General features: G+C 72.7%; 18 protein-coding genes. 10 read left to right on the top strand and 8 right to left on the bottom strand.

Going from position 1 to position 18425, the window contains the following annotated elements; translation table 11 throughout:
* Positions 1-53: 53 nt before the first annotated feature.
* The gene (locus AB0G01_RS01710; protein WP_360938439.1) at positions 54-806 is read left to right on the top strand and encodes a hypothetical protein; all 753 of its coding nucleotides are present in this window, start codon (positions 54-56) and stop codon (positions 804-806) included.
* On the opposite strand, the gene AB0G01_RS01705 is transcribed toward AB0G01_RS01710, so the two are convergent.
* Together AB0G01_RS01705 and AB0G01_RS01700 are read right to left on the bottom strand one after the other, a co-directional pair.
* Complete coding sequence (locus AB0G01_RS01705) at positions 693-1289, bottom strand: LysE family translocator (RefSeq protein ID WP_360938436.1); 597 nt, start codon at positions 1287-1289, stop codon at positions 693-695. The two genes, AB0G01_RS01710 and AB0G01_RS01705, sit on opposite strands and share 114 nt — an antisense overlap.
* A gap of 141 nt (positions 1290-1430) precedes the next feature.
* On the bottom strand, positions 1431-2015 hold the full coding sequence (locus AB0G01_RS01700) for a peptide deformylase (RefSeq protein WP_360938433.1): 585 nt from the start codon (positions 2013-2015) through the stop codon (positions 1431-1433).
* Positions 2016-2145: 130 nt separating this feature from the next.
* On the opposite strand from AB0G01_RS01700, the gene AB0G01_RS01695 reads away from it, so the two are divergent.
* Positions 2146-2442, top strand: coding sequence for a DUF3263 domain-containing protein (locus AB0G01_RS01695; protein WP_360938430.1), 297 nt, complete (start codon positions 2146-2148; stop codon positions 2440-2442).
* A complete protein-coding gene (locus AB0G01_RS01690) occupies positions 2439-3089 on the top strand; it encodes a LytR C-terminal domain-containing protein (protein ID WP_360938427.1) in 651 nt (216 codons plus the stop codon). The genes AB0G01_RS01695 and AB0G01_RS01690 overlap by 4 nt, the downstream gene beginning before the upstream one ends.
* Before the next feature lie 139 nt (positions 3090-3228).
* Here the strand turns inward: AB0G01_RS01690 and AB0G01_RS01685 are convergent, their stop codons facing one another.
* The 4 genes from AB0G01_RS01685 to glp all read right to left on the bottom strand — a co-directional run bounded on the left by AB0G01_RS01685 (position 3229) and on the right by glp (position 8671).
* The gene (locus AB0G01_RS01685) at positions 3229-5466 is read right to left on the bottom strand and encodes an AAA family ATPase (RefSeq protein ID WP_360938425.1); all 2238 of its coding nucleotides are present in this window, start codon (positions 5464-5466) and stop codon (positions 3229-3231) included.
* Positions 5467-5493: 27 nt separating this feature from the next.
* Positions 5494-6465 carry a CDP-diacylglycerol--serine O-phosphatidyltransferase gene (gene pssA / locus AB0G01_RS01680; protein ID WP_360938423.1) on the bottom strand — a complete coding sequence of 324 codons (972 nt, stop codon included), beginning with the start codon at positions 6463-6465 and terminating at the stop codon, positions 5494-5496.
* A gap of 4 nt (positions 6466-6469) precedes the next feature.
* Positions 6470-7180 (bottom strand): phosphatidylserine decarboxylase, encoded by a 711-nt coding sequence (locus AB0G01_RS01675; protein ID WP_360938420.1) that lies wholly within the window; start codon positions 7178-7180, stop codon positions 6470-6472.
* Between the two features lie 282 nt (positions 7181-7462).
* A complete protein-coding gene (gene glp / locus AB0G01_RS01670) occupies positions 7463-8671 on the bottom strand; it encodes a gephyrin-like molybdotransferase Glp (protein WP_360938417.1) in 1209 nt (402 codons plus the stop codon).
* A gap of 69 nt (positions 8672-8740) precedes the next feature.
* Between glp and AB0G01_RS01665 the strand changes: the two genes are divergently transcribed.
* The 3 genes from AB0G01_RS01665 to groL all read left to right on the top strand — a co-directional run bounded on the left by AB0G01_RS01665 (position 8741) and on the right by groL (position 12855).
* A complete protein-coding gene (locus tag AB0G01_RS01665) occupies positions 8741-9385 on the top strand; it encodes an AIM24 family protein (RefSeq protein ID WP_360938414.1) in 645 nt (214 codons plus the stop codon).
* Between the two features lie 212 nt (positions 9386-9597).
* Positions 9598-10872, top strand: coding sequence for a serine/threonine-protein kinase (locus AB0G01_RS01660; RefSeq protein ID WP_360938411.1), 1275 nt, complete (start codon positions 9598-9600; stop codon positions 10870-10872).
* A 360-nt stretch (positions 10873-11232) separates the two neighbouring features.
* Positions 11233-12855: a chaperonin GroEL gene (gene groL / locus AB0G01_RS01655; protein ID WP_360938408.1), complete on the top strand. Its 1623-nt coding sequence runs from the start codon at positions 11233-11235 to the stop codon at positions 12853-12855.
* Positions 12856-13052: 197 nt separating this feature from the next.
* Here the strand turns inward: groL and AB0G01_RS01650 are convergent, their stop codons facing one another.
* Together AB0G01_RS01650 and AB0G01_RS01645 are read right to left on the bottom strand one after the other, a co-directional pair.
* Positions 13053-13538: a carboxypeptidase regulatory-like domain-containing protein gene (locus tag AB0G01_RS01650; RefSeq protein WP_360938405.1), complete on the bottom strand. Its 486-nt coding sequence runs from the start codon at positions 13536-13538 to the stop codon at positions 13053-13055.
* Complete coding sequence (locus tag AB0G01_RS01645) at positions 13535-14140, bottom strand: sigma-70 family RNA polymerase sigma factor (protein WP_360938402.1); 606 nt, start codon at positions 14138-14140, stop codon at positions 13535-13537. Before AB0G01_RS01645 ends, AB0G01_RS01650 begins: the two co-directional genes overlap by 4 nt.
* Before the next feature lie 483 nt (positions 14141-14623).
* Between AB0G01_RS01645 and AB0G01_RS01640 the strand changes: the two genes are divergently transcribed.
* From AB0G01_RS01640 to AB0G01_RS01625, 4 genes are all read left to right on the top strand, one after another.
* Positions 14624-15277, top strand: a complete 654-nt coding sequence (locus AB0G01_RS01640) for a copper homeostasis protein CutC (RefSeq protein ID WP_360938400.1) — start codon at positions 14624-14626, stop codon at positions 15275-15277.
* An 89-nt stretch (positions 15278-15366) separates the two neighbouring features.
* A complete protein-coding gene (locus tag AB0G01_RS01635) occupies positions 15367-16659 on the top strand; it encodes an extracellular solute-binding protein (RefSeq protein WP_360939838.1) in 1293 nt (430 codons plus the stop codon).
* Entirely contained in the window at positions 16656-17546 is an 891-nt protein-coding gene (locus tag AB0G01_RS01630) for a sugar ABC transporter permease (RefSeq protein WP_360938397.1), read from the top strand. Before AB0G01_RS01635 ends, AB0G01_RS01630 begins: the two co-directional genes overlap by 4 nt.
* Positions 17543-18376: a carbohydrate ABC transporter permease gene (locus AB0G01_RS01625; protein WP_360938394.1), complete on the top strand. Its 834-nt coding sequence runs from the start codon at positions 17543-17545 to the stop codon at positions 18374-18376. Before AB0G01_RS01630 ends, AB0G01_RS01625 begins: the two co-directional genes overlap by 4 nt.
* Positions 18377-18425 lie beyond the last annotated feature (49 nt).

Raw genomic sequence — 18425 nt, 5'->3', positions numbered from 1 at the left:
ATGCCGGGCAGGTGGGATGCCAAGCGGGCGGTTTTGCGCGTACCTTTCACCGCGTGGCTGATCACCAGCCGTTCCCGCCCGGCGCGCGGCGCGTGGCGCGCCCCGCTGGCGTTTCGCCGTGCCCTTCGTGCGGGGATCTCGCCGGGCGCGGGTATCCCGGGTGCCGGTTCTGCGCCGAGCTCGTGGACCAGTACTGGCTGCTCGACTGGCAGGAGCTGCTCGCCGCCGAGAAGCTCACCGAGGGCGGCGCGGGGGAACGTGAGCTGGCCGAACTCGTCCTCGCCGACGAGGTCGGGCGGCACCCGTGGACGTGCACCGACTGGGCGATGACGCTCGTCTCGTGCTCGCACTGCGGCACCGAGCTCGGCGCGGGGCCCGTGGACTGCGTTCGGTGCGCGATGGCCGAGGCGGTGCGGTGGTCGTGGGACCACGCCGGTTTTCCCGAGGCCATCACGGCCGGGGAACACGCCTTACGCGTCGCACGGGCCGTGCTTCGCGCGCCGCACCGACGTCGACCGGCCGTGGTCCGCGCCTGGCGGTTGCTCCTGCCGTTCCTGCTCGTCGGCGAACTCCCCACGGTGGGCCAGGTCCAGCGCCTCCGCGCCCACGTGATCGCGGGCGGGTACGCCGACCTGGCCCTGTGCACCACGCACGTCGAGCTCGCCGGCCTGCCCGAGCTCCCCTGGCGGCGGTCAGCGCGGGTCGAACACCAGCCGAAGGCCCAGCGCGACGAGGACACCGCCGGAGACGCGCTCCAGGACCCGCCGCACCCGCGCGCGGGCGAGCCGGCTCCGGACCCGGTCTAGGACGCCGACCACGATCAGGTACCACGCCGTGTCCACGGCCACCCAGACCAGCGCGAGCAGCAGCAGCACGCCCCGGCCGCCCCCCTCGGGCAGGAACTGCGGCAGGAACGAGATCGCGAACACGCCCAGCTTGGGGTTGGCCAGGTTGACCAGCAGGCCCGCGCGGAACGCGTGACCGGTCGGCGGTGCCTCCGGCGGTGGCAGGCCCGCCGAGCGGAACGCCCGCACGCCCAGGTAGACCAGGAACAGCGCGCCGGTGATCCGCAACGCGTGGTAGGCCACCTCGGACGCGGTGAGCAGCACGGACAGCCCGAGCGCCGCCGCCACCGCCCACGCGGCGACCGCGACCTCCATGCCGAACACCGTGGCCAGCGCGCTCGCGCGTCCCCGGACCGACTGCCGCAGCACCAGCGCCGTACCGGGGCCGGGTGACAGGGCGATCAGGAAGGACGCCGTGACGAAGGCGGCCAGGTTGCTCCACATGCCGCCATCGTCACCCCGCCGTCCAACGGTTTTCACCGGGTGGCGGCCGGAGAGCGGTCAACCCGGAGAGCGGTCGCCCGGAGAGCAGCCACACGGAGAGCAGTCGCCGGCGAACGGTCGGGGAGCGTCCGCCGGAGAGGGTCAGTCGTCCTCGTCGTCGGCGAAGGGGTTCTCGGAGTCGGCCGGGTCCCAGGACAGGCCGGGCACGCCCCAGCCGTTCGCCTTGATCATCTTGCGCGCCGCGCGCTTGTGCCGGCCCACCAGGCGGTCCAGGTAGAGGTACCCGTCTAGGTGGTCGGTCTCGTGCTGGAGGCAGCGCGCGAAGAAGCCGGTGCCCTCGACCTCGACCGGCTTGCCGTCGCCGTCGAAGCCGGTCACCTTCGCCCACGGGGCGCGGCCCGTCGGGTACGTCTCGCCGGGCGCGGACAGGCAGCCCTCGTAGTCGTCGTCCGGGTCGGGCATCCCGAGCGGGATCTCCGAGGTCTCCAGCACCGGGTTGACCACCACGCCGCGGAACCGGTTGCCCTCGTCGTCCGGGCAGTCGTAGACGAAGACCCGCTGGTCGACCCCGATCTGGTTGGCGGCGAGGCCGACCCCGTGCGCCGCCGCCATGGTCTCGAACATGTCTTCGACCAGCGTGCGCAGCGCTTCGTCGAAGACCTCCACCGGCTTGGTCGGGTGGTGGAGCACGGGCTCGCCGGCGATGACGATCGGGTGAACTGCCATGGCCCGCAGTTTATCCGTGACCGCCGGCCGGTTCGGCACGGACCGGTGACGCGCCGACTGATGAACCGACCCGGACCAAGATCACGTGATGTAATGGCACCCACGCGCAGGCACGGCTGAGGAGCCCAGAGTGGACGCCGCAGAGGCACTGGCGCCGGCGGATCGGCCGGACGACGGTTTGAACGACCGGGAGCGGGAAATCCTGGCTTTCGAACGCCAGTGGTGGAAGTACGCCGGTGCCAAGGAGCAGGCGATCAAGGAGCTCTTCGACCTGTCGCCGACCCGGTACTACCAACTGCTCAACGCGTTGCTGGAGAAGGAAGAGGCGTTGGCGGCGGATCCCATGCTGGTGAAGCGGTTGCAGCGGTCCCGGTCCGGTCGGGCCAGGGCCAGGGCGGCGCGGCGACTGGGTGTCGAGGGCTCATGACCAACCCAGAACCGGCGGGTTCCGCCCACCCCGCGCGCGCCGCGGGGTACGCCCTGATCGGTGTGGCGGCGGTGGCCGTGGTGATCGGCGTGGCCACGCTGTTCACCGGCGGCGACGACGACCAGGCGGGCGCGCCGCCCACGACCACCGCGACGGCCGGCCAGACGACGACCGGCGGCCAGACCAGCGGCGCGACGACGACCGACGGCGAGCCCGGCGGCACGTCCACGAGCGACCGACCCCAGACCACGACCACGACCCCGGGTACCGGTACCGCACAGCCTTCGACGACGGTGGCCGGCGCGCCCGCGCCGACGACCGGCGCGCCGCCCCCGGTGACGGTCGCCGCGAAGCCCCCGGTGCGGGTGTACAACAACAGCACGGTCAGCGGGCTGGCCGCGCAGGCGTCGGACGACATCCGCCGGGCCGGCTGGGACGTCGCCGAGACCGGCAACTACTCGCAGGGCCAGATCCCGCTGACCACGGTGTACTACCGGCCGGGCACGGACGAGGAGCAGTCCGCGCAGCAGCTCGGGCAGGTGCTCAAGGCCGAGGTGAAGCCCCGGTTCGACGGCATCGAGTCCGCCCAGGCGGGGATCATCGTCATCGTCACGAACAACTACGCGGGCCCGTCCGGCAAGGTCTGACGCGCGCGGCGGAGCTGTGGCGGCAAGGCCGGCAGAGCCGGGGCGTGAGGTCGGTGTAGCCGGAGCGGCGGGCCGACGGGGGCCGGCTCCGGCGTGAGCGGTCCCGGCGGTGTGGCCGGGACCGGACGGCCGGTGGTCGTCAGCTCGAACGCGCGTCCGCGTACGCCGCCAGTGCCGCGAGCTGCGCCGGGTCCAGGGACGGGCGCACGGCCGCGCGGGCCGCCGCCAGGTGGTCGCCGGTCACCTCGGACGCTGACAGCGATTCGCGCATGGCGGTCAGCGCCGCCTCGCGGATCAGCGCCGCGCAGTCGGCCGCCGAGTACCCCTCCAGCTCGCCGGCCAGCGCCACCAGGTCCACGTCGTCGGCCAGCGGGGTGTTGCGCGACGACGCCCGCAGGATCTCGGCCCGCGCGTCGGCGTCCGGCGGCGGCACGTAGACCAGGCGCTCCAGCCGTCCCGGCCGCAGCAGCGCCGGGTCGATCAGCTCGGGCCGGTTGGTCGCGCCCAGCACGATGACGTCGCGCAGCGGCTCGACGCCGTCCAGCTCGGTCAGCAGCGCGGCCACCACCCGGTCGCCCACCCCGGAGTCCGACGACTGGCCCCGGCGGGGTGCGAGCGCGTCGACCTCGTCGAGGAACACCAGCGCCGGTGCCGCCTCGGCGGCCCGCCGGAACAGCTCGCGCACGGCCCGCTCGGACTCGCCGACGAACTTGTCCATCAGCTCCGCGCCCTTCACCGACAGCACGTTCAGCCGTCCGCTGCCCGCGAGCGCGCGCACCAGGAACGTCTTGCCGCACCCCGGCGGCCCGTAGAGCAGCAGCCCGCGCGGCGGCGCGACGCCGAGCCGGGCGAACGAGTCCGGGTACTGCAACGGCCACAGCGCGGCCTCGGTGAGCGCCTGCTTCACCTCGGTCATGTCGCCGACGTCGTCCAACGTCAGCCCGCCGGTCCGCAGGGTGTCCGAAGTGGACATCGAGATGGGGCGCACGGTGTCCAGCGCGCCCAGCAGGTCTTGTTGCGCCACGTGGGGTTCCGGCACGTCGCGCTGGCGCAGCGCGGACCGCACGGCGGCCTCCCGGCGCAGCGCGATCAGGTCGGCGGCGACGAACCCCGGCGTCCGGTCCGCGACCGCGCCCAGGTCGACGTCGGACTCCAGCGGCACGTCCCGCATCAGCACGCGCAGCAGTTCGGTGCGCACCGCGCCGTCCGGCAGCGGCAGCACCAGTTCCCGGTCGACCAGCTCCGGCACGCGCAGCCGGGGGTCGACGGCTTCGGCGTGCGCACTGGTCACGACCAGCGCGATCCCGGCCTCCACGACCGCCGCGCGCAGCGCGTCGAGCACGACCGTCGCCACCGGGGGCGGCGAGGTCGCGGGCAGCAGGGCTTCCACGTCGGTCAGCAGCAGCACGGCGGGCGCTTCGGTCGCCGCGATGGCGTCCCCGATCCGCTGGGCGGTGGCGGCGGGCTCCAGCACCGCGATGCTCGGTGCGGCGACTTCCACCACGTTCGCGCCGACGCTGTGCGCCACGGCCCGCACGAGCGTCGCCTTGCCGACCCCTTCCGGGCCGCTGACGAGCGCGGCGAGCCGGGGCGCGGCACCGAGCCTGGTCAGCAGCTCGGGGTGGCTGAAGGTCAGGTCGAGCCACTCGGCGAGCCGCCGGGCGGCGTCCTTCTGGCCGACCAGGTCGGCCACCGGGATCGCCTCCGCGACGGCGGTCGGCGCGACCGGCGCGGTCACCGCTGCGGTCGAACCCGCCGGGGCCGGCACCGCCGAGCCGGCCGGACCGGCCAGGGCGACGGACCTGGCGGGCGCGTCCCCCGTGCGCGCGCCGTCCCGCCAGCCCACGACGGTGGACGGCTGCACGGCGACCGGGCCGCCGTCGGGCTCGACCGAGGTGATGGTCAGCAGCTCGTTGGTCCAGGTCATGCCGATCGCGTGGGACAGCTTGCGGCGGGTCACGCTCACGTCCACGCCGGGCGGCGGCGCGAGGTCCTGCGGGAGCAGCGACACCGCGTCGCCGACCGTGAGGACCTTGCCGGTCAACGCCATCCGCAGCGTCTCGGGGGTGAGCGACGTGCTGGCCAGCCGGGAGCCGGCGACGGTGACCGACCGCGCGCCGGTCACGTCGACCGGCGCGACCACGACCTCCGAACCCTCGGCGATGCCGAGGTTGGACAGCGTCACGTCGTCCACCAGCACCACGCCGGGTGCGGCGTCACCGGCGGCGGCGAGGGCCGAGCTGACCCGCGAGCCGGTCAACCGCACCGCGTCCCAGGCGCGCAGCCCGAGCGCGTCCAGCACCTCGGGGTGCAGCCGGACGACTCCGCGCCTGGTGTCGAGGGCGGACGGCGACAGGCGGGCGGTCAGCGTGATCACACGGCGAGCCTAGGCCAACCGGGGCCCTCAGGGCCGGTGGTGCCGGCGCAGCCCGATCTGTCGCCAGCCCCGCCGCTTGTGCGGTCCGCCCTGGCCGGTGGCCTCGGCCGCGACCTGGGCGGGGTCGACCGCGCGCCGGGGGCGGCGCACGGCCCGCATCGCCGCGCCCGCGACCCGGCCGCCCAGCGGCTGCCGCAGCCCGAGCCGGCGCGCGGCCACGCCGTGGGCGCGCTTGATCGCCCGGCGGTCGGCGGCGGGCACGGACCACGCCTCCGGGTGCTTGGCCAGCCACCGGTAGCGGCGCACCGAGTACGGCAGGTGCCCCAGGTAGAGCAGCATCGCCGCGATCAGCGCGACCAGCGGGAAGGTGAACACGACCGCGGCCAGCAGGGCGACCAGGACCAGCAGCGGCGCGACCGCGCGCGGCGGGACCTTGATCGTCTTCACGGACAGCGTCGGTATCCGGCTGACCAGCAGGAGCGCGATGCCGACCGTCCACCCGGCGACCACCCACAGGTTCGACCACCAGCCGTGCGACCCGACCTGCTCGTCGACGATCAGGGGCAGCAGGAGCAGCAGCCCGCCCGCCGGGGCGGGCACGCCGACGAAGAACTCCTTCGCGAACGGCGGCTGCTCGACGTCGAGCAGCGTGTTGAAGCGGGCCAGCCGCAGCACCATGCAGACCGCGAAGATCAGCGCCACCACCCAGCCCTCGCGGTGCGGCTCGAACTTCCAGACGTAGATGACCAGGGCGGGCGCGACGCCGAACGACACCGCGTCGGCCAGCGAGTCGAGCTCCGCGCCCATCTTGCTGGTCGCGTCGAGGAGCCGGGCCAGCCGGCCGTCGAGGCCGTCGAGCACGGCGGCCATCGCGATGGCCGCGATGGCCGCGCCGTAGTAGGCGTTGATGGCGAAGTAGACGGACGACAGGCCCGCGGACATCGCCAGCACGGTGATCGCGTTGGGCAGCAGCCGGACGCCGGGCCCGCTCGGAGCCACCGGGTCAGAGCTCCGGCAGTTCGGCGAGCACGGTCTCCCCGCCGATGGTGCGCTGACCGGCCTCCACCAGCACCCGGCTGTCGCGCGGCACGTAGAGGTCGACGCGCGACCCGAAGCGGATGAGGCCGTAGGTCCGGCCCGCCTCGACCCGGTCGCCGTCGGCGACGTGGCACACGATCCGCCGCGCGATGAGGCCGGCGATCTGCACGACGACGACCTCGTGGCCCCGGGTGGAGGTCAGCCAGACGGTGTTGCGCTCGTTGTCCTCGCTGGCCTTGTCCAGGTCGGCGGACAGGAACTTGCCCGGCCGGTAGGACACCTGGCGGACCGCGCCGGAGACCGGCACGCGCTGGACGTGCACGTCGAACACGGTCAGGAACACGCTGATCCGGGTCATCGGCACGTCGCCGAGGCCCAGTTCGGCGGGCGGGACGGCCTCGACGACGTGGGACACGGTGCCGTCGGCGGGCGCGACGGCCACGTCGTCCCGGGTCGGGGTGGTCCGCCGCGGTTCGCGGAAGAACCACGCCACCCACGCGGTCAGCAGCGCGCCGACCACGCCGGCGCGGCGGGAGAACCGGCGCACCAGGAGGGTCGCGACGGCCGCACCCGCCACGAAGGGGCGGCCCGCGGGGTGCATCGGGGGGATGAACCCCCGAGCGAGGTCGATGAAGTGGGAGACGGCACCACTGTTCTTGTCGCGATCGACGGTCATGGCTCTTCCGGGTCAGGGAAACGCTGGCCGGCCACACGCTACGCCGGCGACCCCTGGGCCCGTCCGGTATGTCCGTGCGTCCCCCGACGAACGCACGGACACACCGGGCGGGCGTGCCGGCGAGTGTAATCCAGGTCACATGGGTTGTTCAATGGCTCTGAGTCGACCCGCTGTGACCGAGCGTACTCGACCTGCCCGCTGACCGGTCCGGTCACCCGACTCGCGGCTTTCCCCGACCGCCGCGCCGGACGTGCCGTGACGTGCGGAGATCGTTCGACGATCCTACTGGAGGAAGCGGACCAGGACCTCGGCCCCGGCCGCGAGTTCGGTCACGTCCGGGGGCACCTCGATGAGGCAGTCGCTGAGCGCCAGCGCCGACAGCAGGTGCGAACCGGGGCCGCCGACCGGCGTCACCACCCGGCCCGACGCCGGGTCGTACCTGCCGCGCCGGAACTGGGTCCGGCCGGCCGGCGACGTCAGCGGGGAGTCGAGCGCGGCCACCGCCGTCGGCCGCTCCACGACCGGGAACCCCAGCGCGGCCCGCAGCGCCGGCCGGATGAACACCTCGAACGACACCTGCGCGCTCACCGGGTTGCCCGGCAGCGTCGCCACCGCCACACCCCGGTACCGGCCCGCGCCCTGCGGCCCGCCCGGCTGCATCGCCACCCTGGTGAACTCCACCCCGCGCCCGGTCAACGCGTCCTTCACCACCTCGTACGCACCCGCGCTCACCCCGCCCGAGGTGAGCAGCAGGTCGACCCCGGCCAACCTCGGCTCCACCGCCGCCCGGAACGCGGCCACGTCGTCCGGCACGAACCGCACCAGCTCCGCCTCGCCGCCCGCCTCCCGCACGGCCGCCGCCAGCATCACGCCGTTGGACTCGTAGATCTGCCCCGGCCCCAGCGCCTCGCCCGGCCCGACCAGCTCCGACCCGGTCGAGAGCACCAGCACCCGGGGCCGCCGCCGCACCGGCAGCGACCCGAAGCCCAGCGCCGCCGCCAGCCCGAGCTGCGCGGGACCCAGCGCGGTCCCCGCCGCCAGCACCGTCGTGCCGACCGCCACGTCGTCCGCGGTCCGCCGCACGTTCGCGCCGGCCGGCACGCCCCGGTCCACCCGCACCGACGACGTGCCGCCGTCGGTCCACTCCACCTGCACCACGGCGTCCGCGCCCACCGGCACCGGAGCGCCGGTCATGATCCGCTGCGCGGTCCCGGGCCCCAGCGGGGTCGACGACGCCCGCCCGGCGGGGATGTCGTCCGTCACGGGCAACGTCACCGGAACGGTCGCCACGTCGGCCGCCCGCACCGCGTAGCCGTCCATCGCGGAGTTGTCGAACGGCGGCAGCGCGACCGCCGCCACCAGGTCTTCCGCCAGCGCCAGGCCGAGGCAGCCGGCCACCGGCAGGGTGACCGGTGGCATCACCCCGACCAGCTCCGAGATCCGCGAGCGGTGGGCGGCGACGGTGGTCAACGGGTTCGGCACGTCCACCATCCTGCCGCGCTCGTGCGAAACTGCCCCGACCGGCCGCCACGCGCGACAGCAGGTAGGGGGAACGTTCCGGTGCAGGTCCGCACGCGACACACGCCGACCTTCGGAGTGGCCAGGCTGGTGCTCGCACCCGCCGAACCGGCGCTCGTCGAACGCTCGTCGCTGTTCGCGACCAGCTACGGCATCAGCCGCGACACGAAGGGCAAGGCCCCCGGCGTCAAGGCCGCGCTGTGCACGGCGGGCGCGGAAGGCGGGTGGGTGGACGTCGCCCCGCCGCTGCCCGGCGACCTGCACGTGCTGGAGCTCGACGGCGCGACGGGGTGGTGCGTCGCCCGCAATAGCTGGCTCGCCTCGTCCGGCTCGGTCGCGATGGACCCGTCCGCGCCGCCCCTGCGCTCGCTGCACGGCGGCGACAGCGGCTTCCTCACCTACGTCTACGGCACCGGCTCGGTCGTGCTGGCCTGCTACGGCACGCTCGACGTGGTCACCCTGGACGTGGGCGAGCTGGTCACCCTCGACAGCGGGCACGTCGTCGGTTTCGCCGACACCCTCCAGTGCCGGTTGCGAGCGCTTTCCCCCGACGTGCCGCAATCCGTGCGCAGTGGTGACGGCCTCGTCCTCGACTTCGCCGGACCGGGCCTCGTGCTGACCCGGACGCGCAGTCCGCGAGCACTCGTCGGTTGGTTGCGCGACAACGGGTTCAGCCTCCGCGCCTGACTCCACGAGGGAAGTGCCGGCGAATCCCCGCGCGCCTCTGGCGTGGCGGTTCGCCCAGGCTCCGGATGTCCGGAGGGCGTCGTGAACCCCTGCCCGGCCCGTCACCCGGCGGGTCGGGCCGTTCCGTCCGGCGACGTGTTCCGGGCCGTTGACCGGTGGTCTTACCCGGAACCCGGCGCACGTCGGGCCGCGCGGGCGTTAGGCTGCCCCGCGTGTCGGAGGACCTGAGCGGGCGACGGCTGGGCCACTACCGGATCGACGGGGTGCTCGGCCGCGGTGGCATGAGCGTGACCTACAAGGCCACGGACGTCAGGCTCGGTCGCAAGGTGGCGCTGAAGGTCATCGGCGAGCACCTGACCGCCGACGCCGAGTTCCGCGAGCGGTTCGTGGACGAGGCGCGCAACACCTCGGCGATCGACCACGCCAACATCGTGCCGCTGTACGACTTCGACGAGGTCGACGGCCTGCTCTACATCGCGATGCGGCTGGTCGACGGCCAGGACCTGGCGGGCCACATCAAGGACGGCCCGATCTCGCCCGCGCGCACCCTGACGCTGCTCGGCCAGGTGGCCGAGGCGTTGGACATGCTGCACGGCAAGGGCCTCGTGCACCTGGACGTGAAGCCGGCCAACGTGCTGGTGACCACCAAGGAAGCCTCCCGCGAGCACGTCTACCTGGCCGACTTCGGCCTGACCAGGCGCGGCGCGACCGGCCACCGCACCCGGACCGGCGACTTCCTCGGCTCGCCCACCTACGCCGCGCCCGAGCACCTGCGCGGCGAGCCGCTGGACGGCCGCACCGACCAGTACGCGCTGGCCTGCATGGTGTTCGCCTGCCTGTCCGGCCGGCCGCCGTTCCAGGGCGGTGTGCAGGAGGTCATCCAGGGCCACCTGGCCGCCGAGATCCCGCCCCTCACGTCCCTGGTGGCGCTGCCGCCCGGCATCGACGAGGTGCTGCGCAAGGGCACCTCCAAGGACCCCAACCAGCGGTTCGGGTCGTGCCAGGAGCTGATGGCCGCCGCGCGCACCGCGCTGGGCGGCGCGGCCACCGTGACCACCCCGCCGCGCCGCGCCGACGCGCCGGTGCCCGGCCCGGTGCCGACCCCGCAGCAGCACGGCGCGCAGACCGGCGGCGTGCCGGTCCAGCAGGCCCCGCGCTACCCGCAGCAGCAGCCGCCGCAGCCCCAGTCCGGCGGGTTCGCCCAGCAACCGGGCTTCCTGGCCGAGCCGGTCCGGCTGCGCCCGCCCGCCCAGGTCGGCGCGTCCGCGTTCACCACCGCGAAGTCGCGTCCCGCGTGGATCGCGCCGGTCGTCGTGGGCGTGGTGGCCATCGTGGCGGTCGTCGTCCTGGTGCTGATCCTGATGCCGAAGTCCGAGGAGCCCCGGTCGCCCTCGCCGACCACCGCCGGCCAGTCGATCGACGTCGGCGACGGCAGCGGGAGCCGGAAGCCGCTGCCGACCAGCGTGCCCGTCCAGACCACCCGCTGACCCGGCCCCGCCGACCCCGGTCCCGCCGGTCCGGGCCCTGCCGCGCTCGGGCGCGGACCGCCGCCGACCCCCTCCGGGACCGCATCGACGCGGTGCGCGTCCCGGGGGCGTGTCCACGCGGGTTGAAAGCCACGCCGCTGACCTGCTGTTCTTGCACTCGCCCTGGTTGAGTGCTAAACACGGACCTGGCACTCGGACCACCCGAGTGCCAGCACGCAGGCTGGGACGGTGAGGCAGGCTCCCCCGGGAGCAGGTCGTCCGTCGCGGGCACCGAGCCTGGCCGAGCGCCGTGTTCCGCTGTGGACGTGCGTGTCCGCAGTGGCCCCATAAGTCGTTACATAGGCGGAGGAACACACCGCAATGGCCAAAATGATCGCGTTCGACGAGGACGCCCGCCGTGGTCTTGAGCGCGGCATGAACATCCTCGCGGATGCCGTCAAGGTGACGCTGGGTCCCAAGGGCCGCAACGTCGTGCTCGAAAAGAAGTGGGGCGCGCCGACGATCACCAACGACGGCGTCTCCATCGCCAAGGAGATCGAGCTGGAGGACCCGTGGGAGAAGATCGGGGCCGAGCTCGTCAAGGAAGTGGCGAAGAAGACCGACGACGTCGCCGGTGACGGCACGACCACCGCCACCGTCCTCGCCCAGGCCCTGGTCCGCGAGGGCCTGCGCAACGTGGCCGCGGGTGCCAACCCGCTGGGCCTGAAGCGCGGCATCGAGAAGGCCGTCGAGGCCGTGACCGAGCAGCTCCTGAAGACCGCCAAGGAAGTCGAGACCAAGGAGCAGATCGCCGCCACGGCGTCCATCTCCGCGGGCGACACGACCATCGGCGAGCTCATCGCGGAGGCGATGGACAAGGTCGGCAAGGAAGGCGTCATCACCGTCGAGGAGAGCAACGCTCTCGGGCTCGAGCTTGAGCTCACCGAGGGCATGCGCTTCGACAAGGGCTACATCTCCGGCTACTTCGTGACCGACCCGGAGCGGCAGGAAGCGGTCCTCGAAGACCCGTACGTGCTGCTCTACGGTTCGAAGATCGCGTCCGTCAAGGACCTGCTGCCGCTGCTGGAGAAGGTCATGCAGGGCGGCAAGCCGCTGCTGATCATCTCCGAGGACGTCGAGGGCGAAGCCCTGGCGACCCTGGTGGTCAACAAGATCCGCGGCACCTTCAAGTCCGTGGCCGTCAAGGCCCCCGGCTTCGGTGACCGCCGCAAGGCGATCCTCCAGGACATCGCGATCCTGACCGGTGGCCAGGTCATCACCGAGGACGTCGGCCTCAAGCTGGAGAACGCCGACCTGTCGCTGCTGGGCAAGGCGCGCAAGGTCGTCGTGACCAAGGACGAGACCACGGTCGTCGAGGGTGCGGGCGACGCGGAGCAGATCCAGGGCCGCGTCAACCAGATCCGCGCGGAGATCGAGAAGTCGGACTCCGACTACGACCGCGAGAAGCTCCAGGAGCGCCTGGCCAAGCTCGCGGGTGGTGTCGCGGTCATCAAGGCCGGCGCGGCCACCGAGGTCGAGCTCAAGGAGCGCAAGCACCGCATCGAGGACGCGGTGCGCAACGCCAAGGCCGCCGTCGAGGAGGGGATCGTCGCCGGTGGTGGCGTGGCCCTGCTCCAGGCCGCCGAGGCCGCGTTCGCGGGCCTGAAGCTGGAGGGTGACGAAGCGACCGGCGCGAACATCGTCCGGGTCGCCGTCGAGGCTCCGCTCAAGCAGATCGCCATCAACGCCGGCCTTGAGGGCGGCGTCGTGGTGGAGAAGGTCAAGGGCCTGCCCGTCGGCCACGGCCTCAACGCCGCGACCGGCGTGTACGAGGACCTGCTCGCCGCCGGCGTGCCGGACCCGACGAAGGTCACCCGCTCCGCGCTCCAGAACGCCGCCTCGATCGCGGCGCTGTTCCTGACCACCGAGGCCGTCGTGGCCGACAAGCCGGAGAAGGCGGGCTCCGCCCCGGCCGTCCCGGACGCCGGTGGCATGGACTTCTGATCCGGAGTACCGCTGTTCAGGAAGGCCCGGTCCGCTCGCGGACCGGGCCTTCCGGCGTCCGGGGGGCCGGGTCCGGTGACCGGGCCGGGGCGGGAGCCCGCTGGCGCTGGTCGTGGAAAAGGCCCCGTGCCCCCGGCGGAAGGGGTGCACGAGGCCCTGCGGAGGTTCAGGTCGGTGCGGTCGGGCACCGGGGGGTGTTACAGCATGATCGTCGGTGTCACCACCGTGCGGCCGGGCTCACCCCTGGAGTTCACCAGGTGCACGACGATCTGGGTCGTCCCGGTCGGTACGTCGGACAGCACGAACCGGCCGCCGTCGTCGGCCTTGGTGCTGCTCGACTCGTGTTCCGCCACCCGGACCTCGACGGTGTGCTCACCCGCGGGCACCAGCCAGCCGTCGATCCGGTGCTTGGCCCCGCTCGGGGTGAAGTTGACCATCAGGGTGAGGTTGTCGACCGTGAACGTGATGGTGCCGGGGTTGCCACCGCGCACCCCGGCGAACGAGCCCGCCCGCTCCCACCGGGCGACCTCCACGTCCAGGTTCTCCAGCGCCACCGCGAACTGGATGCGCTCGACCAGTCCCACCGGCGGGGCGTCGAGTTCGTACACCAACCGGTTGAGCTCGGTGAGGACAGCGGTGTCCTCTTGGCCTCTGCGGTCATCGCGCGGGTCGATGTCGTTCACCGCGATCCTCCTTCCGCGTCGAGATGTGTGCGCAGCGTGGTCAGGCAGCGGCCCCTGGTAGGACCGATGCTGCCACGTGGCATGGACAGTGCTTCCGCGACCGCGCGGTACTCCGCCCGCCCGGCCAGCACGGTGAGTCGCAGCAACTCCTGGCACTTCTGCGACAAGCGCCCGAAAGCCCGCCACAACCGGACGTCCCGGTCGTCTACCAGGGCGGCGTCCTCCGGCAACCCGATCCCGCTCTCCAACTGCTCCGCCAACTCGTCGGACAGTGCCGATTCCCGACGTGCGGGGGTCCACGTGCGCTGGGCTTCCCGGCGCGTCGCCACGACGAGCCACCCCGCCAGCGCGCGGGGTTCGATCAACCGGTCCAGGTGGCGCAGCAGCGCGAGCCACACGGTCTGCACGACGTCCTCGGCGGTGCTGCGGTCGAGGCCGTGCCCGCGGGCGACGTGCCACACGAGGGGGGTCAGGTCGGCCACCAGCACGTCCAGCGCCCTGCGGTCGCCGTCGCGCGCGGCGATGACGCAGGCGGCGTGCCGGTCGGTCCCGTCCAGACCCTCCCACGGTGGGCGCTCACCGGCTGTGCGCAGATCTCCCACGTCGTCACCTCCTCCTCGACATCCCCCAGCCGAAGCTGATCGTCACACACCCCGCCGCGGCCTGCGGCGGCGGTCCGCGATGCCCCCCTCGCACCGCGGACCGCCACACCTCTTCCTCACCGCGGGCGGCGACCGGTCGACACCCCTCGAAGCCGACCGAGCACCGCCCCTCTCCCCCGAGTGGTCAGCCGGACGGCTGTGCGCGGGTGCCGGCGGACGGGTTGTCCACGAGACGCCTCCTGGTGGTTCGAAGGTCGGTCATCAGATAAGGAGTGAGTAGTTCTGCGGTGGATACACGGTGCGCCGTTAACAGTTCACCGTTGACGGATTTCGCGAGCGTTGTCGCAGGTGGGGGCACCCGTCCGACCTTGCTCGCCGGCTGGGCCCGCCGGCCCTGCCCCGGTCCGGCCGAGCCGGGGCGGGGCGGGCGGTCGGGCGGCCGGCCCACCTGGTCGGGCGCGGTCGACCGTTATGGTCCAGACCATGCTTGAGGTAATCGCTCTCGACGCGGCCGACGCCGTCGCCGCCCAGGCCGGTGGCGCGCACCGGCTCGAACTCGTCACCGACATGGCCGCCGACGGCCTGACCCCGTCACCCGACCTGGTCCGCGCCGTGCTCGCCGCCACCGACCTGCCGGTCCGCGTCATGCTGCGCGACGCGCCGGGGTTCGCCCCCGGTTCCCTGGACGGCCTGCGCCGGGACGCGGCGGCGCTGCGCGAGGCGGGTGCCACCGAGTTCGTGCTCGGCTTCCTGGACTCCGCCGGCCGGGTGGACCAGGACGCGTGCCGCGCGGTGCTCGCCGAGCTCGACGGGTGCCGGTGGACGTTCCACCGCGCCCTCGACCACTCCGCCGACCCGGAGGCGGCCTGGGGCGTGGTCGCGGGCCTGGGCTGCGACACGGTGCTCGCGTCCGGCTCGCCGCGCGGTGTCGCGGACGGTGTCGCGGTGCTGGAACGGCTCGCGGCCCGCCAGGACGAGGTGGCGCTGCTGGTCGGCGGCGGTCTCCGGCAGGACCAGGTGGCTCCGCTGAAGGCCGCCGGGGCGTCCGGGTTCCACGTCGGGAGCGCGGTCCGACCCGGCGGGTGGAACGCTCCGCTGTCCGCCGACGCCGTCCGGACCTGGGCAAATCTGGTCTAGACCGCTTGCCGATTCGGACACTACCATCTCCGTTGCTTCCCATGAAATGGCCGTTGCACAAGACGCAACACGTGCTGGAGGGGGTTCGGATGATGCGGGTAGCGAAGAGGTGGGCCGCTGTGGCGGCAGGGCTTGCCGTCGCGGTGTCGGCCGGGTGCGCCCCGGTGCAGTCCGGTTCGACCACGTCGAGTTCGGACCAGCAGACCGGGCAGCTCCGGGTGTGGCTGTTCGACGAGGTCAACCGGGGCCCGAAGGAAGCCGTCGTCAAGGAGGCGGTGACCGAGTTCCAGAAGGCCAACGAGGGCGTGACCGTGGACGTGCAGTACATCCAGGTCCAGTCGCGCGCCGAGCGCTTCAAGGCCGCGTTCAGCGACCCGAAGAGCGCGCCGGACGTCGCCGAGTTCGGCAACACCGACCTCGCGGGCTACGTGTCCGGCGGCGGGTTCTCCGAGATCGACCTCGGCTCGTGGGCCGACTCCAAGGACCTGCTGCCGGCCGTGCTGGACACCGGCAAGGTGGACGGCAAGGTCTACGGCATCCCGTGGTACGTCGGCGTCCGCGCCCTCTACTACCGCACGGACGTGTTCAGCGAGCTCGGCCTCCAGCCGCCGACGAAGATCGACGAGATCGCGCCGCTCGCCCGGCGGATCCGGGCCGCCAAGCCCGACCTGCTCGGCATCTCCGCCGGCGGCAAGTACACCTACGGCGCGATGCCGTTCGTGTGGGCCAACGGGGGCGAGATCGCCCGCGAGGACGGTGACAAGTTCGTCGCCACCATCGACAGCGCGGAGGCCAAGACCGGCCTGCGCCAGTACACCGAGCTGATCGCCGAGGACATCTGCCCGCCGTCCCAGTGCGCCGGCAACGGCGGCGACGCCAGCGTCGAGGCCTTCCGCGCCGGCAAGGCGGCGATGGTGGTCGGCGGCGACTTCAACCGCAAGTCCGTCGACGCCTCCACGGCCGCCGGCAAGTACGCCGTCGTGCCGCTGCCCGGCAAGACCGCGGGTTCGATCGCGCCGGCGTTCGCGGGCGGCAACCTGCTCGGCGTGATGAAGGGCTCCGAGCGCAAGACGCTCGCCACCCAGTTCCTCCAGCTCCTCGGCGGCAAGCAGTACCAGCGCAAGATGTTCGACGCGATGGGCAACATGCCGACCTTCGGCGACGTGCAGGACGACGTGGCCAAGGCGGAACCGGCGGTCGAGCCGTTCATCAAGACCCTCAACGAGGGCACCAGGTTCGTGCCGGTGACCGCGAAGTGGGCCACGATCGACGCGCAGGCCGTGCTGCCGACCCTCCTCCAGGAGGTCGCGACCGGCGGCAGTGACCTGGACACCGCCGCGAAGAAGGCCGCCGACGCCATGAATGCGGCGTTCGGTTCATGATGCGCGCTCACCGGGGCGACGGGCGGATCGCGTTCGCCTACCTCGCCCCGGCGCTCCTGGTGCTGGCCGGGCTGCTCGGCTACCCGATCTACCAGCTCGTGCTGATCTCGCTGTTCGACTACGGCCAGGAGCAGGTCAGCGGCGGTGCGCCACTGACCTTCCTGGGCCTGGAGAACTACGCGAACCTGCTGGCCGACGCCAAGTTCTGGTCGGTGCTCGGGCAGACGGTCGGGTTCGCGGCGGTGTGCGTGGTCGGGACGCTGGTGGTCGGTGCGGCGCTCGCCGTGCTGGCCACCAGGGTCCGCACCTGGGCCCGGATGACGTTGTTCCTGGCCGCGCTCGGCGCGTGGGCGACACCGGCGGTGGCCGGGTCGACCATCTGGCTGTTCCTGTTCGACGCGAACTTCGGCTTCGTCAACGAGGTGCTCGGCACCACCGGGTTCTCCTGGACCTACGACAAGTGGATGGCCTTCGGGCTGGTCGCCGCCCAGGTGATCTGGTGCTCGTTCCCGTTCGTCATGGTGACGCTCTACGCGGGCATCAAGTCGATCCCGGGCGAGGTGCTGGAGGCCGCCGCGCTGGACGGGGCCTCCGCGTTCCGCACCGCGCGGTCGGTGATCCTGCCGCTGCTGCGGCCACTGCTGATCGTGGTGACGATCCAGTCGATCATCTGGGACTTCAAGCTGTTCACCCAGATCTACATCATGACCAACGGCGGCGGCATCGCCGGGCGCAACCTGGTGCTCAACGTCTACGCCTACCAGCAGGCGTTCGCCGCCTCCGAGTACGGGCTGGGCGCGAGCATCGGCGTGGTCATGACGGCGTTGTTGCTGCTGGTCACGCTCGGGTACCTGCGGGCGCTGAAGAAGTCGGGGGAGACGCTGTGAGGCGGCGCATCGCCGAGGGCGTCACCGTGCTGATCGCCGGTGTGGTGGCGTTCCCGCTGTACTGGATGGTGTTGACGGCGGTCAAGCCCGAGTCCGAGGTGATCTCCGCCGATCCCCGGCCGTGGACGCTCGCGCCGAACTTCGACAGCTTCGTGCGCGCGCTGACCGTGCAGAGCTTCGGGCGGTACCTGGTGAACAGCCTCGTGGTGGCGTTCGCGGTGGTGCTGCTCAGCCTGCTCATCTCGTTCCTGGCGGCCACCGCGCTGACCCGGTTCCGGTTCCGCAGCCGGACCACGCTGCTGGTGATGCTGCTGGTCGTGCAGATGGTGCCGGTCGAGGCGCTGACCATCCCGCTGTTCTTCATGATGAAGTCGGTGCGGGACGTGGCACCGGCCTTCGGCCTCAACCACCTGGGCTCGCTGGTGCTGGTGCACCTGGCGTTCAGCCTGCCGTTCGCGATCTGGATGCTGCGCGGGTTCGTGGCGGCCGTGCCGGTGGAGCTGGAGGAGGCCGCGACCCTGGACGGCGCGTCCCGGACCCGGTTCCTGTGGCAGGTGCTGTTCCCGCTGGTCGCGCCGGGCCTGGTGGCCACCAGCGTGCTGTCGTTCATCCACGCGTGGAACGACTTCCTGTTCGCCAAGACGTTCATCATCTCGGCGGCGGAGAACCAGACGCTGCCGCTGGCGTTGCAGGTGTTCCTGAAACCGGACCAGAACGACTGGGGCGCGATCATGGCCGGGTCGACGTTGATGACGATCCCGGTGCTGATCTTCTTCATTGTGGTGCAGCGACGACTGGTCGCGGGACTGGCGGGAGCGGTGAAGTCGTGATTCTTCCTCGACCGGTGTCATTCACCCCCGGCGACGGGGAGGTCGTCTG

The sequence above is a fragment of the Actinosynnema sp. NPDC023587 genome (genome assembly GCF_040640215.1).
Taxonomy (GTDB): Bacteria; Actinomycetota; Actinomycetes; order Mycobacteriales; family Pseudonocardiaceae; genus Actinosynnema.
The sequence above is the reverse complement of the archived record's forward strand: the minus strand, read 5'-3'. Positions and strand labels throughout refer to the sequence as shown.

Excerpts from the sequence above, each read along its gene's own strand:
- AB0G01_RS01705 (WP_360938436.1), bottom strand. The coding sequence starts at position 1,289 with ATGTGGAGCAACCTGGCCGCCTTCGTCACGGCGTCCTTCCTGATCGCC.
- AB0G01_RS01700 (WP_360938433.1), bottom strand. The coding sequence starts at position 2,015 with ATGGCAGTTCACCCGATCGTCATCGCCGGCGAGCCCGTGCTCCACCAC.
- AB0G01_RS01690 (WP_360938427.1), top strand. The coding sequence starts at position 2,439 with ATGACCAACCCAGAACCGGCGGGTTCCGCCCACCCCGCGCGCGCCGCG.
- AB0G01_RS01675 (WP_360938420.1), bottom strand. The coding sequence starts at position 7,180 with ATGACCGTCGATCGCGACAAGAACAGTGGTGCCGTCTCCCACTTCATC.
- glp (WP_360938417.1), bottom strand. The coding sequence starts at position 8,671 with ATGGTGGACGTGCCGAACCCGTTGACCACCGTCGCCGCCCACCGCTCG.
- groL (WP_360938408.1), top strand. The coding sequence starts at position 11,233 with ATGGCCAAAATGATCGCGTTCGACGAGGACGCCCGCCGTGGTCTTGAG.
- AB0G01_RS01640 (WP_360938400.1), top strand. The coding sequence starts at position 14,624 with ATGCTTGAGGTAATCGCTCTCGACGCGGCCGACGCCGTCGCCGCCCAG.
- AB0G01_RS01635 (WP_360939838.1), top strand. The coding sequence starts at position 15,367 with ATGATGCGGGTAGCGAAGAGGTGGGCCGCTGTGGCGGCAGGGCTTGCC.
- AB0G01_RS01630 (WP_360938397.1), top strand. The coding sequence starts at position 16,656 with ATGATGCGCGCTCACCGGGGCGACGGGCGGATCGCGTTCGCCTACCTC.